Origin of the sequence: Actinophytocola sp., from assembly GCF_036002505.1 — a bacterium.
GTDB lineage: Bacteria > Actinomycetota > Actinomycetes > Mycobacteriales > Pseudonocardiaceae > DASYTH01.
The window spans coordinates 1-15,582 of record NZ_DASYTH010000078.1 but is presented as its reverse complement, the minus strand read 5'-3'; the positions used below and the strand labels follow the sequence as shown (position 1 = coordinate 15,582).

The 15,582-nt window shown below is 71.2% G+C and carries 15 protein-coding genes; 8 read left to right on the top strand and 7 right to left on the bottom strand.

Features of this window, described 5'->3' with window-relative positions; genetic code table 11:
• The first annotated feature begins 54 nt into the window (after nucleotides 1-54).
• The 3 genes from VGR06_RS05835 (at nucleotide 55) to VGR06_RS05825 (ending at nucleotide 2,493) form a co-directional block, all read left to right on the top strand.
• Entirely contained in the window at nucleotides 55-597 is a 543-nt protein-coding gene (locus VGR06_RS05835; protein ID WP_327557921.1) for a GNAT family N-acetyltransferase, read from the top strand.
• A 133-nt stretch (nucleotides 598-730) separates the two neighbouring features.
• Nucleotides 731-1,117, top strand: coding sequence for a transcriptional regulator (locus VGR06_RS05830; protein WP_327557920.1), 387 nt, complete (start codon nucleotides 731-733; stop codon nucleotides 1,115-1,117).
• Nucleotides 1,117-2,493 carry a PPE domain-containing protein gene (locus VGR06_RS05825; RefSeq protein ID WP_327557919.1) on the top strand — a complete coding sequence of 459 codons (1,377 nt, stop codon included), beginning with the start codon at nucleotides 1,117-1,119 and terminating at the stop codon, nucleotides 2,491-2,493. Before VGR06_RS05830 ends, VGR06_RS05825 begins: the two co-directional genes overlap by 1 nt.
• 162 nt (nucleotides 2,494-2,655) lie before the next feature.
• Here VGR06_RS05825 and glpD read toward each other — a convergent pair whose 3' ends face one another.
• Nucleotides 2,656-4,413 (bottom strand): glycerol-3-phosphate dehydrogenase, encoded by a 1,758-nt coding sequence (gene glpD, locus VGR06_RS05820; protein WP_327557918.1) that lies wholly within the window; start codon nucleotides 4,411-4,413, stop codon nucleotides 2,656-2,658.
• 220 nt (nucleotides 4,414-4,633) lie between these two features.
• Here glpD and VGR06_RS05815 point away from each other — a divergent pair, with 220 nt between their 5' ends.
• Nucleotides 4,634-5,347 (top strand): MIP/aquaporin family protein, encoded by a 714-nt coding sequence (locus VGR06_RS05815; RefSeq protein WP_327557917.1) that lies wholly within the window; start codon nucleotides 4,634-4,636, stop codon nucleotides 5,345-5,347.
• A 37-nt stretch (nucleotides 5,348-5,384) separates the two neighbouring features.
• Nucleotides 5,385-6,899 carry a glycerol kinase GlpK gene (gene glpK / locus VGR06_RS05810; protein ID WP_327557916.1) on the top strand — a complete coding sequence of 505 codons (1,515 nt, stop codon included), beginning with the start codon at nucleotides 5,385-5,387 and terminating at the stop codon, nucleotides 6,897-6,899.
• A gap of 11 nt (nucleotides 6,900-6,910) precedes the next feature.
• Here the strand turns inward: glpK and VGR06_RS05805 are convergent, their stop codons facing one another.
• Together VGR06_RS05805 and VGR06_RS05800 are read right to left on the bottom strand one after the other, a co-directional pair.
• A complete protein-coding gene (locus VGR06_RS05805) occupies nucleotides 6,911-7,171 on the bottom strand; it encodes a hypothetical protein (protein ID WP_327557915.1) in 261 nt (86 codons plus the stop codon).
• A gap of 56 nt (nucleotides 7,172-7,227) precedes the next feature.
• A complete protein-coding gene (locus tag VGR06_RS05800; RefSeq protein WP_327557914.1) occupies nucleotides 7,228-8,631 on the bottom strand; it encodes an NAD(P)H-quinone dehydrogenase in 1,404 nt (467 codons plus the stop codon).
• A 103-nt stretch (nucleotides 8,632-8,734) separates the two neighbouring features.
• Here VGR06_RS05800 and VGR06_RS05795 point away from each other — a divergent pair, with 103 nt between their 5' ends.
• From VGR06_RS05795 to VGR06_RS05785, 3 genes are all read left to right on the top strand, one after another.
• Nucleotides 8,735-9,187 carry a gamma-glutamylcyclotransferase gene (locus VGR06_RS05795; protein WP_327557913.1) on the top strand — a complete coding sequence of 151 codons (453 nt, stop codon included), beginning with the start codon at nucleotides 8,735-8,737 and terminating at the stop codon, nucleotides 9,185-9,187.
• Between the two features lie 79 nt (nucleotides 9,188-9,266).
• Entirely contained in the window at nucleotides 9,267-10,151 is an 885-nt protein-coding gene (locus VGR06_RS05790; RefSeq protein ID WP_327557912.1) for a hypothetical protein, read from the top strand.
• Complete coding sequence (locus VGR06_RS05785; RefSeq protein WP_327557911.1) at nucleotides 10,148-11,158, top strand: endonuclease domain-containing protein; 1,011 nt, start codon at nucleotides 10,148-10,150, stop codon at nucleotides 11,156-11,158. Before VGR06_RS05790 ends, VGR06_RS05785 begins: the two co-directional genes overlap by 4 nt.
• A gap of 59 nt (nucleotides 11,159-11,217) precedes the next feature.
• Here VGR06_RS05785 and VGR06_RS05780 read toward each other — a convergent pair whose 3' ends face one another.
• From VGR06_RS05780 to scpA, 4 genes are all read right to left on the bottom strand, one after another.
• Nucleotides 11,218-12,498: an amidohydrolase gene (locus tag VGR06_RS05780; protein ID WP_414637158.1), complete on the bottom strand. Its 1,281-nt coding sequence runs from the start codon at nucleotides 12,496-12,498 to the stop codon at nucleotides 11,218-11,220.
• Between the two features lie 182 nt (nucleotides 12,499-12,680).
• The gene (locus VGR06_RS05775; protein WP_327557910.1) at nucleotides 12,681-12,977 is read right to left on the bottom strand and encodes a hypothetical protein; all 297 of its coding nucleotides are present in this window, start codon (nucleotides 12,975-12,977) and stop codon (nucleotides 12,681-12,683) included.
• Between the two features lie 10 nt (nucleotides 12,978-12,987).
• Nucleotides 12,988-13,989, bottom strand: coding sequence for a methylmalonyl Co-A mutase-associated GTPase MeaB (gene meaB, locus VGR06_RS05770; protein WP_327557909.1), 1,002 nt, complete (start codon nucleotides 13,987-13,989; stop codon nucleotides 12,988-12,990).
• Nucleotides 13,990-15,582: methylmalonyl-CoA mutase (scpA, locus tag VGR06_RS05765; RefSeq protein ID WP_327557908.1), on the bottom strand; the 1,593-nt coding region annotated here is incomplete at its 5' end. It abuts the gene before it with no gap.

The following is a 15,582-nucleotide window of genomic DNA, read 5'->3' as shown; positions in this document are numbered from 1 at the left end:
GCTGCCTGGACTCGCTCCGCTCGTAGTGTCAGTGGCCAGGGCTAACGTTGGCGTGTGGAACCGGTCGAGATCAACTTGGGGCTGCTGTACCTGCGTGCCCTGCGGGCGGATGACCGTATCGACGACCGGCCGGCGGTGGTCGAGGGCTTCGCCGATCCGGACACCCGGCGGTGGGTGCCGAACTACCGCATCGACGACCTCGCCACGGCCGGCGCCTACATCGCGCGCCGGGCGGGCGAGTGGGTCAGCGACCTCCGCTACTCCTGGGCGGTGGCCGATCCGTTCACCGGCGAGCTGCTCGGCGAGGTCGGCCTCAAGGAGCTTGACCTGACCGGAGGAACGGCCGAGGCGGCCATCTGGACGCATCCGGCCGGGCGCCGCCGGGGCACCGCTTCCCGCGCGCTGGCCGCCGCATTACGTTTCGGTTTCGGCGCGATCGGCCTGGAGCGCGTGCTGTACAAGCACTTCGCCGGCAACGCCGCGTCCGCGCGGGTCGCCGAGAAGTGCGGTTTTCAACTAACTGACCAGGTGGAGCAAGCCGCCCGGGGGGACGGCGCCGAAGAGCAGGTGATCGTCCGGATAGCGACCCGATCCTGACGCGGAACCTGTCAACATGGCTGCGCGTCCAGGAAATGTCAGTGAACGGTCGAATCCGAGCATCACAGACCGATACAGTTGGCACACCACAGGTATCCACAGGTATCCACCGCAAGCCGATGGGAGGGCGGGCGTGGGAGCAGACGGTAACCACGGGCCCGGAAGCAGTCAGGGGAACAGCGCCACGTCGGGCAACCACCTGCTGGTCGAGGCGGGTGCGGTGCCGGCCCTGCGGGACGCGTTCGCCGACGCGCTGGCGAAGGTCGACCGGCAGCTCGAGCTGGCCGGCAACGACCTGCGGATCTCCGCATGGGCCGACGATCCGGTGAGCGCCGACGCCACCACCGCGTTCAACAACCGGTCGGTGGACACCGCCGAGTCCGCGCTCGGCACCCTGCAGAGCTTCCGCCGCCAGCTCAGCACCGCCGCCGACACCCTGGATCGCACGGCCGAGCAGTACCGGGTCTCGGATGAGGACAGCAGCACCACGGTCAGCAAGCAGGAGGGAACGGGCGCCTGATGACCGAGCTAGCGGACGCCACCAGGTGGCAGGGTTTCACCCACAAGGAGCTGCACAGGCTGCTGAACCAGGGCGCCGGTCCGACCGCCTCCGCCGAGCCGTCGCGGCGCTGGGCGGAGATCGCCGCGGCGCTGACCGAGGTCGGTGAGGACCTGAACGCCGCCATCGGGCGGTCCGGCGCGGGCTGGAGCGGCAAGGCCGCGGGCGCGGCCTACGACCGGCTGTCCGGGCTCGCCGACTGGGCCCAGCAGACCGGGGCCGGCGCGGGCGAGATGCGGATCGCGGTGGAGAACCAGGCCGAGCACCTGGCCAAGGCCCGCGCCGAGATGCCGGTGCCCGAGGACGTGCCGCCCGCGCAGCCCGACCCGACCATGGCCCCCGCGCTGCAGGTGCTCGCCAGCCAGAGCGACAAGGAGCCGGTCGAGTCCGCGGCCACCGCCGGGCAGCAGAAGGCGTTCGAGGTGATGGCGGCCTACCAGCGCGACACCAAGGCCAACACCGGATCCATGGCCGCGTTCAGCGCGCCGGCCGAGCTCTCCGGCATGGGCGACATCCACCGGCACCGCGACAGCGGCGTCTCGCTGACCACGCCGGCCCTCTCGATCGGGCTCGGCCTCGTCGGCGGGCTGCTGCCGCACGGCCCGGACGCGCCGTCGACCAGCCCGAGCGGCGGCCACGGCCACCACGAGGGCCACCACGGCGGATGGGGATCCCCAGGCGGCGCGCCGGCCGTGGAGCGCCGGCCGTCCGTGCTGCCCGGCGCCTTCACCGGGTCCACCCGGGGCGACGACTGGCATGACGACCGGGGCCGATTCGGTGGCCGCGGCGAATCCCGCTTCGGCTGGACCAGCACCGGCACGGGCGGTCTCGACCTGGGCACCGGTCCGGGAAGCGGCACGGGATCAGGTTCGGGTTCCGGCTCGGGGTCCGGCTCCGGCGTGAGCACCGGAACGGGTTCGGGGTCCGGCACCGGACAGGTCAGCAGCACCGGCGGCCACCGCGCCGGCGGTGCGCCCAGTGCGGGCCCGGGCATCGGAGCGGGCGCGGTGCCCGGCACCGTGCACTCGCCCGACCTCCAGTCCGCCGTGGCCAGCCAGATGGCCGCGGCTGCCGGGACGCCGGCGGCGGCAACGCCAGGTGTCGCCGCCGGCACCGGCACCGGGCTCAGCGGCGGGGACGCCGCCCGGGGCCCGATGCGCCGGTTCGGGATGGACACCATCGGCTCCGGCCAGTGGTTCGGCGACGCCCCGGAGGCCGACGCCGTAGGAGCCAGCCCGTCCCGCAGCCGCTACAGCCGGGACGAGCGGGTCACCGAACAGGTCTCCATCGACGGCGAAGAGCACAACCTGCCCCCCACCGTCATCGGCGAGAGTTAACCCCGCGAGTTGGCGTCTGGCGTCGCCATGTTGGCGCCAGGCGTCGGTGTGTTGGCACCTCGCGCAGTCGAATTGGCGCATCGCGGCAATTCCGCACCGCACACGGCAAACACGGCGATGTGAGAGGCAAACACAGCGACGCCAGCGGCCAACACGGCAGGGCTAGCTGACAGGCTCGATGATCTCCGGCCGGGCTTCGGGGGCGGCGGAGCGGCGGGCGTCGGCGGCCTGGTCGTCGGGTTGGGTCTGGGAGTCGCGCTCGGCCTCGACGCGGGCTTGGTAGACCTTGATCTCCCGGTCGCGGGCGGCGGCGTCCCAGCCGAGCACGTCGCCCATGAGGTCGGCGACGTCGGCGGCGCAGTCCACGCCGCGGTGCGGGTACTCGATCGAGGTCCGGGTGCGCCGGGCCAGCACGTCCTCCAGGTGCAGCGCGCCCTCGTGGCTGGCCGCGTAGACCACCTCCACCCGGAGGTAGTCCGGCGCGGCGGGGAGCGGGCGGAGCAGGTCCGGCCGCCCGTCGGCGACCGCGAGCACCTCGTGCACCAGCGAGCCGTACCGGTCGAGCAGGTGCCGGACCCGGTACGGGTGCAGGCCGTGCTGCGCACCGAGCCACTCGGCCTGGTTGACCAGCGCGTGGTAGCCGTCCGCGCCGAGCAGCGGCACCTTGTCGGTGATCGACGGCTGCAACCGCCCGGGCACGTCCACCGCCGCGGCGTCCACCGCGTCCGCGGCCATCACCCGGTACGTGGTGTACTTCCCGCCGGCGATCGCCACCAGCCCCGGCGCGACCCGGGCCACCGCGTGCTCCCGGGACAGCTTCGAGGTCTCCTCGCTCTCCCCGGCCAGCAGCGGCCGCAACCCCGCGTACACGCCCTCGATGTCGTCCTTGGTGAGCGGAGTGGCGAGCACCGAGTTGACGTGCTCGAGGAGGTAGTCGATGTCGGCCTCGGTGGCCGAAGGATGCGCCAGGTCGAGGTTCCAGTCGGTGTCGGTGGTGCCCACGATCCAGTGGTTGCGCCACGGGATCACGAACAGCACGGACTTCTCGGTGCGCAGGATGATCCCGGACTCGGAGACGATCCGGTCCCGCGGCACCACGATGTGCACGCCCTTGCTGGCCCGCACCCGGAACCGGCCGCGGCTGCCGGCCAGCCGCTGCAGCTCGTCGGTCCACACGCCGGTGCAGTTGATCACGACGTTGGCCCGGACCTCGGTCTCCCGGCCGTCCTCCACGTCCCGGACCCGCACCCCGGACACCCGGTCGGACTCCCGGACCATGCCGACGACCTGGGTGGACGTGCGCACCACCGCGCCGTAGTGGGCGGCCGTGCGGGCCACGGTCATGGTGTGCCGAGCGTCGTCGGCCTGTGCGTCGAAGTACCGGATGCCGCCGACCAGCGCGTCGCGCCGCAGCGCCGGCACCATCCGCAGCGCGCCGGCCCGGGTCAGGTGCTTCTGGCCGGGCACCGAGCGCGCGCCGCCCATGGAGTCGTACAGGAACAGCCCGGCCGCGGTGTACGGCCGCTCCCAGAGCCGGTGCGACAGCGGGTACAGGAAGCTCACCGGCTTCACCAGGTGCGGGGCGAGCCGGGTGAGCATCAGCTCGCGCTCGCGCAACGCCTCGCGCACCAGACCGAACTCGAGCTGCTCGAGGTAGCGCAGGCCGCCGTGGAACAGCTTGCTGGAGCGGCTGGACGTGCCGGACGCCAGGTCGCGTGCCTCCACCAGAGCAACCCGCAGGCCCCGGGTGGCCGCGTCCAGCGCGGTGCCGACGCCGACCACGCCGCCACCGATCACCACGACGTCGAACGTCTCCGAACCCAGGCGACGCCAGGCTTCCTCGCGCTGTGCCGGGCCGAGCCGGCCACCGAACGTGTCGGACGTGCTGCCGGCCGGCGTATCAGCCTTCCTGTTGGCCACGTACCGCCTCCCGTGTTGACCTGTCCAACGCTACCGCCACTCCCACTTACCCCGCGTGCCCAGAAAGAGTCCATTTGGGTCAAATCAAGCCACCCCCGTCGTGGGGCATGGACAGGTTGACCTTGGTCCCGTAGTTTCCGAAGATCGCTCTGGGTAGGCGCCGCTGCCAGCCCGCCAGGGGCTCCTCGCCGCCTGCCCTCCACCTCGCGGGAGGCCGATCATGAACTTTGGCGAGATCTTCCTCTGGGAGCTCCTGGGTACCGCCGGGTTGACCCTGATGGGTTGCGGTGTCGTGGCGAACGTCGTGCTCAAGAAAACCCTCGGCAGCGGCGGCGGCTGGCTGCTCATCAACTTCGGCTGGGGTTTCGCGGTGCTGATCGGCGCGACCATCGCGAACCCGTCCGGCGGCCACATCAACCCGGCCGTCACGCTCGGCCTGCTCGCCTCCGGGAAGTCCGCGACCGGCTGGGCAATGGCCCCGGCGTACCTGCTCGGCCAGCTGGTCGGCGCGTTCATCGGCGCGGTGCTCTGCTGGGCGGCCTACAAGCTGCAGTTCGACACGCACGACGACAACGCCCACACCCGGGGCATCTTCTCCACCGGGCCGACCGTGCCGAACTACCCGTGGAACCTGGTCACCGAGATCATCGGCACGTTCGTGCTGCTGTTCTGGATTCTCCGCACCGGAACGGCGAACGCCGGGCTCGGCTACGCGGCGGTGGCCTTCGTCGTGGTCGGCATCGGTAACTCGCTCGGTGGCCCGACCGGGTACGCCATCAACCCCGCACGTGACCTCGGCCCGCGCATCGCCTACGCCGTGTTGCCGATTCCGGGCAAGGGCAAGCCGGACTGGGACTACTCGTGGGTTCCGGTGGTCGGGCCTATCGTCGGTGGGGTGCTCGCCGGACTGCTGAACCAGGCGCTCCCGTCCTGACTCCGGCCGCGTTCAACTCGAAAAGAGGCGCACCCCGATGACCAGCTACGTCGCCGCGATCGACCAGGGCACCACGTCCACCCGCTGCATGATCTTCAGTCACTCCGGTGAAGTCGTTGCGGTGGACCAGAAGGAACACGAGCAGATCTTCCCCAAGGCCGGCTGGGTCGAGCACGATCCCGAAGAGGTCTGGACCAACACCCGCGAGGTGACCGCAGGCGCGCTGGCCAAGGCCGACCTGCACGCCGACGATGTCGTCGCCGTCGGCATCACCAACCAGCGGGAGACCGCGGTGGTATGGGACCGCAGCACCGGGAAACCGGTCTACAACGCCATTGTCTGGCAGGACACCCGCACCGACCGGATCTGCAACGAGCTCGGCGCGCTCGGCGGCGGCCAGGAGCGCTACCGGGACAAGACCGGCCTGCCCATCGCCACCTACTTCTCCGGCCCCAAGATCCGCTGGATCCTGGACAACGTCGAGGGTGCGCGGGCCCGGGCCGAGGCCGGCGAGCTGCTGTTCGGCAACATGGACACCTGGGTGCTGTGGAACATGACCGGCGGGCCGGACGGCGGCGTGCACGTCACCGACCCGACCAACGCCTCCCGCACCCTGCTGATGAACCTCGACACGCTGGCGTGGAACCCGGACATCGCCGCGGAGATCGGCGTCCCGCTGTCGATGCTGCCGGAGATCCGCTCGTCCTCGGAGGAGTACGGCCGGGTCCGCGAGCGCGGCGTGCTGGCCGGCGTGCCGATCGCCGGCATCCTCGGCGACCAGCAGGCGGCCACGTTCGGCCAGGCGTGCCTGTCCCCCGGCGAGGCCAAGAACACTTACGGCACCGGCAACTTCGTGCTGCTGAACACCGGAACCGAACAGGTGATGAGCAAGAACGGCCTGCTCACCACGGTCTGCTACAAGATCGGCTCGCAGGACACGGTGTACGCGCTGGAGGGCTCGATCGCCGTCACCGGCTCGCTGGTGCAATGGATCCGGGACAACCTCGGCATGATCGGCTCCGCGCCGGAGATCGAGGACCTGGCCCGGACGGTCGAGGACAACGGCGGCGCCTACTTCGTGCCGGCGTTCTCCGGCCTGTTCGCGCCGTACTGGCGGTCCGACGCCCGCGGCGGCATCGTCGGCCTGACCCGCTACGTCAACAAAGGCCACCTGGCCCGCGCCGTGCTCGAGGCCACGGCGTACCAGACCCGCGAGGTGATCGACGCGATGAACGCCGACTCCGGCGTGGCGCTCACCTCGTTGAAGGTGGACGGCGGCATGGTCGGCAACGAGCTGCTCATGCAGTTCCAGGCCGACATCCTGGGCGTCCCGGTGATCCGCCCGGTGGTCGCGGAGACCACCGCCCTCGGTGCCGCCTACGCCGCGGGTCTCGCCGTCGGTTTCTGGCAGGGCGAGGACGACATCCGCAACAACTGGGCCAAGGACAAGGAATGGGACCCGGCGATGGACGACGCCACCCGGGAGAAGTACTACAAACAATGGAAGAAGGCGGTCACCCGAACGTTCGACTGGGTCGAGCACGACGACTAGCCTGCATTTCCTCAGCGGAGCACGGCGTAGACGATGATGTTGTCGCCGTACACCGTTTCGGTGGGGAACGCCGCCTTGGCTACTCGGTCCACTGTGGACACTTCGACGTGGGCGGTGCCGCCGGCCGCGCGGGCGATGTCGATGCCGTCGCCCGGCCTGAGCTCGTGCAGCCGGTAGAAGATGCCCCGCTGGTGGTCACCGTCGACGTGGGCGGTCGCCGGCAGCAGCAGCGCGGCCGTTGCGACCAGTGCTTCGGTGAATTGTCTTCGCATGACACGTCCTCTCGGTCATGCGATGTACGCGCGGTGGCGCGGTCGGGTTGCCCGGCTCAGTCGAGGTCGTCGTGGCGCATGAGCTGGCGGCCGGCTTCGGTGATGGAGCCGGAGACCGACGGGTAGACGGCGAACGTCAGGGCCAGGTGCTCGACGGTGAGCTGGTTCTGCACGGCGAGGGCGATCGGCAGGATCAGCTCGCTCGCGGTCGGGGCGACCACGACGCCGCCGATCACCACGCCGGTGGCCGGGCGGCAGAACAGCTTCACGAAGCCGCGGCGCAGGCCCTCCATCTTCGCCCGGGCGTTGGTGGCCAGCGGCAGCATGATCGTCCGCGCGGGGACCTGGCCGGCGTCGATGGCCTGCTGGCTGATGCCCACCGTGGCGATCTCCGGGTGGGTGAACACGTTGGCCGCCACGGTCTTCAGCTTGATCGGCGCGACGCCCTCGCCGAGCGCGTGCCACATCGCGATCCGGCCCTGCATGGCCGCGACGCTCGCCAGCATCAGCAGGCCGGTGCAGTCGCCGGCCGCGTACACGCCCGGCACGCTGGTCCGGGAGACCCGGTCGACCGAGACGAACCCGCCCGGCCCGGGCTCGATGCCGACCTTGTCCAGCCCGATGTCCGTGGTGTTGGGCACCGAGCCGACCGTCATCAGCGCATGGCTGGCGTGCACCGTGCCACCGCCCTCCACATGCACGGTCACGCCCGCGGCGGTCCGCTCGACCCGGTCGGCCCGCGAGTACTTGGCCACGGTGGTGCCGCGCTCGGCGAACACGTCCTCCAGCACCGCGGCGGCGTCGGCGTCCTCGTGCGGCAGCACCCGGTCCCGGCTGGAGATCAGCGTGACCTTGACGCCCATCTCGGTGTAGGCGGAGGCGAACTCGGCGCCGGTCACCCCGGAGCCGACCACGACCAGGTGCTCGGGCAGCTCGGGCAGCTCGTAGATCTGGCGCCAGTCCAGGATCCGCTCGCCGTCGGGCACCGCGCCGGGCAGCACCCGCGGGGTGGCCCCGGTGGCGATCAGCACCACGTCCGCCGGGAGCACCTCGGTTTCGCCGTCCCTCGTCGTGGCCCGGATCCGGTGCAGCGCCAGGCCGGGCTGCTCGTCGCAGAACCGGGCGGCGCCGTTGATCACCCGGATGCCCTCGCGGAGCACCCGGTTGCGGACGTCCGCGGACTGGGCCAGGGCGAGCCCCTTCACCCGTTCGTGGACCACCGGCAGGTCGACGCCGATCGCCTTGTCGTCGGTGCGGATGCCCAGCTCGTCGGCGTTGTGGAAGGCCGAGCGGGCGCCGGCGGACGCGATGAACGTCTTGGACGGCACGCAGTCGGTGAGCACGCAGGCGCCGCCGAGGCCGTCACGCTCCACGACGGTGACGTCGGCGCCGTGCTGGGCCGCGACCAGCGCGGCCTCGTAGCCGGCCGGCCCCCCACCCATGATCACGATCCGGGTCACTGGTCCCTCCTCCTGCAACGATTAGGCTCCCGTGGCAACCGTACGCGGGCCACGCGGCTTGCTTGTCCGTCACCTGGGCGCGCCTATCGCTACGCTGTCGCCCGTGCCGCTCTACGCCGCGTATGGGTCCAACATGGATCCGGGTCAGATGATGGAGCGAGCGCCGCACTCGCCGATGGCGGGTACCGGCTGGCTCGTGGGCTGGCGCCTCACCTTCGGCGGGGAGGACCTCGGCTGGGAGGGCGCGCTCGCCACGCTCGTCGAGGACGGCGACGGGCAGGTGTTCGTGGTCCTCTACGACGTCACCCGCGAAGACGAGGACCGCCTGGACCGCTGGGAGGGCAGCGAGCTCGGCCTGCACAGCAAGATCCGCCTCCGGGTGCAGACCCTGGAAGGCTCCGTCCTCGCCTGGCTCTATGTCCTCGACGCCTACGAGGGCGGCCTCCCCTCCGCCCGCTATCTCGGCGTCATGGCCGACGCCGCCGAAGCCGCCGGCGCCCCCGCCGACTACGTCTCCGCCCTCCGCACCCGCCCCTGCCACGGCATCGGCCCGTAGTTATCCACATCGATCCGGGTTATCCACAACCTGGCTGTTGAGGACTTCTCTCGGGCTTGGCGTGCGGCACCGTGGACGCATGACCGACCTGCCCGAAGGCCTGCACGGAGCGTTCCGCCGCTCCGAGCTGGTCAGCCTCCTTGGCCTGCCCGAGGTGCGCCGGCTGCTCCGTGACGGTGTGCTGGCGCGCTACTCCCACAACGTGCTCATCGACCGCAGACGCCAGTTCGCGCTGCTGACCCGGGCCGCGGCGGCGCTGCTGTTCGTCGGCCCGCGATCGGTGCTCACCAGTCACACCGCCGCACTGCTCTTCGGCTGCTCGGCAGCCGACGCCGCGACCATCCACGTGCTCCACGACGGCTCCCGTTCAGTGGCGCCACGTCCGGAAATCAAGCTGCGGCTCGGCTCCTTCTCCGACGAGGACGTGCTCGAGCTCGACGGCCTGCGCACCCTGAGCCTCGAGATCGTGATCGCGGAGCTGCTCTGCACGGTGCACCGCCCGGTCGCCCTCGCCTGCGCCGACCAGGCCTTCGCCGCGCTCGACCGGCCCTTCCGCGAAGGGTTCCGGGCCGACGTGGCGCGCCGTCTCCGCCAGCGCACCGATCTCCTTGGTCCACGCCGCGGTGAGGTCCTCCTCAGCCTCGCCACCGGCCTGCCCGAGTCCCCAGCCGAGAGCCAGATGCTCCTCGCCCTCCACGACGCCGGCCTGCCGATTCCCATGCTCCAGCACAGCATCCGCGACATCGCCGGCCGCGAGCGCTACCGCCTCGACTTCGCCTGGGAAGAACCCCGCGTCGCCCTCGAATACGACGGCGAGGCTCAGTCCCGGGACGCCGCCCGGGACGCCAACCTCCGCCGCCGCGGCTGGACCGTCGTCCACGCCACCGCCGCCGACCTCCGCGACCCCGCTCGCCTGGCCCGCGGCCTCCGCGCCCTCTTCGCCGCCCGCCACTACGCCGCATGACCCACAACCCCGCGAGTCGTACGCTCCAGCACGCGAGTCGTACCGTCCAGCAACCGAGTCGTACTGTCAGGCAACCGAGTCGTACTCTCCAGCAACTGCCGGCCGGCCTGCATGGTGCCTATCTCCGCGCCGAGCTGATCGACGCCATCGGCCTCCCCGCGGTCCGCCAGCTGATCCGCACCGATCAACTCGTGCGGTATGCCCGGCACGTGCTCGTCGATCGCCGGCGCATGCTCGAGTTCCCGACACGGGCCGCGGCCGGCCTGCTGCTCGCCGGCCCGAAGGCCGTACTCACCAGCCACACGGCCGCGCTCCTGCACGGCTGCTCGGCCGCCGACTCGGGCACGATCCACCTGGTCGCCGGCTACGAGCGGCAGGTGCACCGCCGCGCTGACCTTGTCGTGCACCAGGGCAGGTTCGACCCGCACGACGTGGTCGAGCGCAATGATCTGCGCGTTCTCGCGTTGGAAGTGGTCATCGCCGACCTGCTGTGCACGGGTCCGCGGGCGCTCGCACTGTCCTGCGCGGACCAGGCGATGGCCGGCCTGAACGCGGAGCTCAGGGCGGAGTTCAAGGCCGAAGTGGATCACCGAATCCGGGAGCGGCCGGACCCGCGTGGCCAGTGCCGGGCGGCGGTTCTGCTCGATCTGGCCAGCGGTGTGCCGGAGTCTCCGGCGGAGAGCCGGCTCCTACTGGAGTTGTTCGACGCCGGCTTTCCGGTGCCGGAGCCACAGTTCTCCGTGTGCGACATCGCAGGGCGGGAGCGCTACCGGCTGGATTTCGCGTGGCCGGAACCGATGATCGGCCTGGAGTACGACGGTCACGCGGCACATGCCGAGCGCGTCGAGGCCGACGCGGCACGCGAAGCCGACCTGCGCAAGCGGGGATGGATGATCATCCGCGCCTCGGCGGAGGACCTGCGTAACCCCGTGCGGGTGACCGCGGCGGTGCGGGATGCATTCGCCCGCCGCGGGTTCGTTGCCCGGCGATCCGACTCGGTTGCCTGACAGTACGGCTCGCGTGCTGCTGAGTACGACTCGGTTGCTGGAGCGTACGACTCGCGGGGTTAGGCCAGAGCCGCCAACGCAGTGTGGGTCAACACGCGGACGCCGACGAGGAGGGCACGCTCGTCGAGGCGGAAGGTGGGTTGGTGGAGGTCGGGGATGGGGCCGTCGCCGGACCAGACGCCGAGGCGGGCGAAGGAGCCGGGGACGTGTTCGAGGTACCAGCCGAAGTCCTCGCCGCCGGACGATTGTTTCGTGCCAGCCAGGGCGTCTTCGCCGAGGGCGGCTTCGACGCCGGCGCGGAGGACCTGGGTGCAGTCGCGGTCGTTCATCACCGGGGGGACGCCGCGCTGGTGGTGCAGCTTGAAGCCGACGCCGGTGGGGGCGACGAGGGACTGGACGAGGCCGGCCACCAGGGGCTCGAGGTCCTCCCAGACTTCGTGGTCGCCGGTGCGCAGGGTGCCGCGCAGGACACCGTCCTGGGGCACGGCGTTGGGGGCCTCGCCGGCGTGCACGGCGCCCCAGACCAGCACGGTGCCGGAGCGCGGGTCGATGCGGCGGGACAGCAGCGCGGGCAGGCCGGTGATCACGGTGCCCAGGGCGTGCACGAGGTCGGCGGTCAGGTGCGGGCGCGAGGTGTGCCCGCCGGGCGAGGTGAGCTGGAGTTCGAGCAGATCCGTGGCGGAGGTGATGGCACCGACCCGGGTGCCGACCCGGCCGACCTCGACCCGCGGGTCGCAGTGCAGGCCGAAGATCGCGTCCACGCCGTCGACGCCGCCCGCGTCGATCACGTCGAGCGCACCGCCGGGCATGACCTCCTCGGCCGGCTGGAAGATCAACCGGACCCGTCCGGGCAGTTCGGGGGCCGAGGCCAGGGCAAGGCCCGCGGCGGCCAGCATCGCAGTGTGCGCATCGTGCCCGCAGGCGTGGCAGGCGCCGACCACGGTCGAGGCGTACGGCAGCCCGGTCAGCTCGGTGAGCGGCAGCGCGTCCATGTCCGCGCGCAGCGCCACGCACCGCCCGCCGGAGCCGATGTCGCAGACCAGACCGGTGCCGGCCGGCATCAGCCGCGGCCGCAGCCCCACCCCGGCCAGCAGGCCGGCGATCAGCTCGGTGGTGTTGTACTCGCAGCGGGAAAGCTCGGGATAGGCATGAATGTGCCGGTACCAGGCGATCACGTCGGCCGCGTTGCGCGCCAGCCACTCGTCCAGCCAGGACGGCCCCCGCCCCGCGCCGATGTCCTCCACACTGGGCATCCTCACGCCCTCGGAGGTGAGGAGCACAGCGGGGTCAGGGTCGACATCTGGCTCGGGTTTACCGGACCGCGAGTCCAGCACGGTCACGCTATCCCTCCTGAGCGGTTCATCTGCGGAGCTCCCACAAGTGGTGTCTATCGGCAAATCGTGCACCATTGACGGTAGAGCCCCGAACGAGTTTCCGTCGGCAATCGGATCGCCGGTATGGGAAGTGCGCCGAACGGCCCAGCGGCTTCGGCCTGGCTAATCGATCACGATCGACGACCGCGCTACTTGGAGGTCGCGCTCCCCGCCTTCTTCAGGCGCTTGTTCCGGGCGTTGCGCCCGAGGAACACGATCACCAGCAGAATTGCCGCGAGCACGCCGATGACCAGCTTCTGCTTCGTCTTGTCCGGTGGTTGCTGCTGCGGAGTGAGGTTCGGCCCCGGAGGCGCGCTCGGATTGGCCGGCTGCTCGAGCACCACGACGCCGGAACCACCGGAGGCCGCCGCGGCGGCCGGTTCGGCCGGCACCAGCACGAGCAGGGCGAACATGCCGGCAAGCAGGAGGCGGAGGACGCGCCGCATGGGGTTCACACTACTGGGGGATCCGGCCATCCGCGAACATCTCGAGGATGCGTTCCGCGGCCAGGGTCGCGGTGAGCCGGCCCTCCCGCACGTCCCGTTCCAGGACCGGCGCCAGCTCGCGCACCCCGGGATGCTCGTGCAGCCGCGCGAGCAGCGTCTCCCGCACCATGGTCCAGGTCCAGTCCACCTGCTGGTCACGCCGCTTGGCCTCCAGCTCACCGGACTCGGACAGCACCTCGTGGTGCCGCACGACCTCGGCCCACACCGCGTCGAGACCGGCCCCGGACAGCCCGCTGCAGGTCAGGACGGGTGGTGTCCACGTCACCCCCTCGGGTGAACGCAGCAGTCGCAGCGCCCCGGCCAGCTCGCGCGCCGCCTTCCGCGCGGCCAGCTCGTGCTCGCCGTCGGCCTTGTTCACCGCGATCACGTCGGCGAGCTCCAGCACCCCCTTCTTGATGCCCTGCAGCTGGTCACCGGTGCGGGCCAGGGTGAGCAGCAGGAAGCAGTCGACCATGTTGGCCACCGCGACCTCGGACTGTCCGACGCCAACGGTCTCGACCAGCACGGTGTCGTACCCGGCGGCCTCCATCAGCACGATCGTCTCGCGGGTGGCCTTGGCGACGCCGCCGAGCGTGCCGGAGGTCGGCGACGGCCGGATGAACGCGTTGGGGTCGGTGGACAGCCGGGCCATCCGGGTCTTGTCGCCGAGGATCGAGCCGCCGGTCCGGGTGGACGACGGGTCGACGGCGAGCACGGCGACGTGGTGCCCGGCCGCGGTGAGCGTGCCGCCCAGCGCGTCGATGAAGGTGGACTTGCCGACGCCGGGCACTCCGGTGATGCCGACCCGGTGCGCCCCGCCGGAGTGCGGCAGCAGCTCCACCAGAAGTCGCTGCGCCAGCTCGCGATGGTCCGGGCGGCGTGACTCGACCAGCGTGATGGCCCGGGACAGGACGCCGCAGTCGGCGGCGAGCACACCCTTGACGTACTCGGCGAGGTCCAGGGGCGGCGCCATCTAGAGCGCGTGCCCGTGTGTTTCGGCGAGCTTGCGCAGCAGGTCGGCGGCCGCGTCGGCGATCACCGTGCCGGGACCGAAGATCGCGGCAGCGCCGGCCGCGTGCAGCTCCTCGTGGTCACGGGGCGGGATGACGCCGCCGACCACGATCATGATGTCCGGCCGGCCGAGCGCGGCCAGCTCGTCGCGCAGCGCCGGCACCAGCGTGAGGTGCCCGGCGGCCAGCGAGTTGACGCCGACGACGTGCACGTCGGCCTCGACGGCCTGGCGCGCGACCTCGGCCGGCGTCTGGAACAGCGGCCCGACATCGACGTCGAACCCGAGGTCGGCGAACGCGGAGGCGATCACCTTCTGGCCGCGGTCGTGGCCGTCCTGCCCCATCTTGGCGACCAGGAGGCGCGGGCGCCGGCCCTCCGCCTCGGCGAACGCCTCGACGTTCTTCCGCGTCGACTCCACATTGGACGCCGCGCCGACCTCCTCGGAGTACACACCGGAGATGGTACGGATCTGCGCCGAATGCCGGCCCCACACGGAGGCGAGCGCGTCCGAGATCTCGCCGACCGTGGCCTTCGCCCGCGCCGCGTCAATGGCCAGTGCCAGCAGATTCTCGGTACCGTTGGCGCCCTTACCCAATGCCTCCAGTGCGCGCTCCACCGCAGCGCCATCGCGCTCTTCCCGCAGGCGCCGCAGTTTCTCGAGTTGCTGGGCGCGCACCCCGGCGTTGTCAACCTTGAGCACCTCGAGCGGCTCGTCCCGCGCCACCCGGTACTTGTTCACCCCGATGACCGGCTGGCGCCCGGAGTCGATCCGCGCCTGGGTGCGCGCGGCGGCCTCCTCGATGCGCAGCTTGGGGATTCCGGCGTCGATGGCCTTCGCCATGCCACCGGCCTTCTCCACCTCTTCGATGTGCCCCCAGGCGCGCCGGGCCAGCTCGTAGGTCAGCCGCTCGACGAACGCGCTGCCACCCCACGGGTCGATCACCTTCGTGGTGCCGGACTCCTGCTGCAGCAGCAGTTGCGTGTTGCGGGCGATCCGTGCGGAGAAATCCGAGGGCAGTGCCAGCGCCTCGTCCAACGCGTTGGTGTGCAACGACTGCGTGTGCCCCTGGGTGGCCGCCATGGCCTCGACGCAGGTGCGGATCACGTTGTTGTAGACGTCCTGCGCGGTCAGCGACCAGCCCGACGTCTGGCAGTGCGTGCGCAGCGACAGCGACTTCGGGGATTTCGGCGAGAACTGCTTGACCAGCTTGGCCCACAGCAGCCGCGCCGCCCGGAGCTTGGCCACCTCCATGAAGAAGTTCATGCCCACGGCCCAGAAGAACGAGATCCGCGGCGCGAACGCGTCGATGTCCAGCCCCGCGGCGAGCCCTGCCCGAATGTATTCGACACCGTCCGCCAGCGTGTAGGCCAGCTCGAGATCGGCGGTCGCCCCAGCCTCCTGCATGTGGTAGCCGGAGACGGAGATGCTGTTGAACCTCGGCATGTGTTGTGAGGTGAAGGCGAAGATGTCCGAGACGATCCGCATCGACTGCCGCGGCGGGTAGATGTAGGTGTTGCGGACCATGAACTCCTTGAGGATGTCGTTCTGGATGGT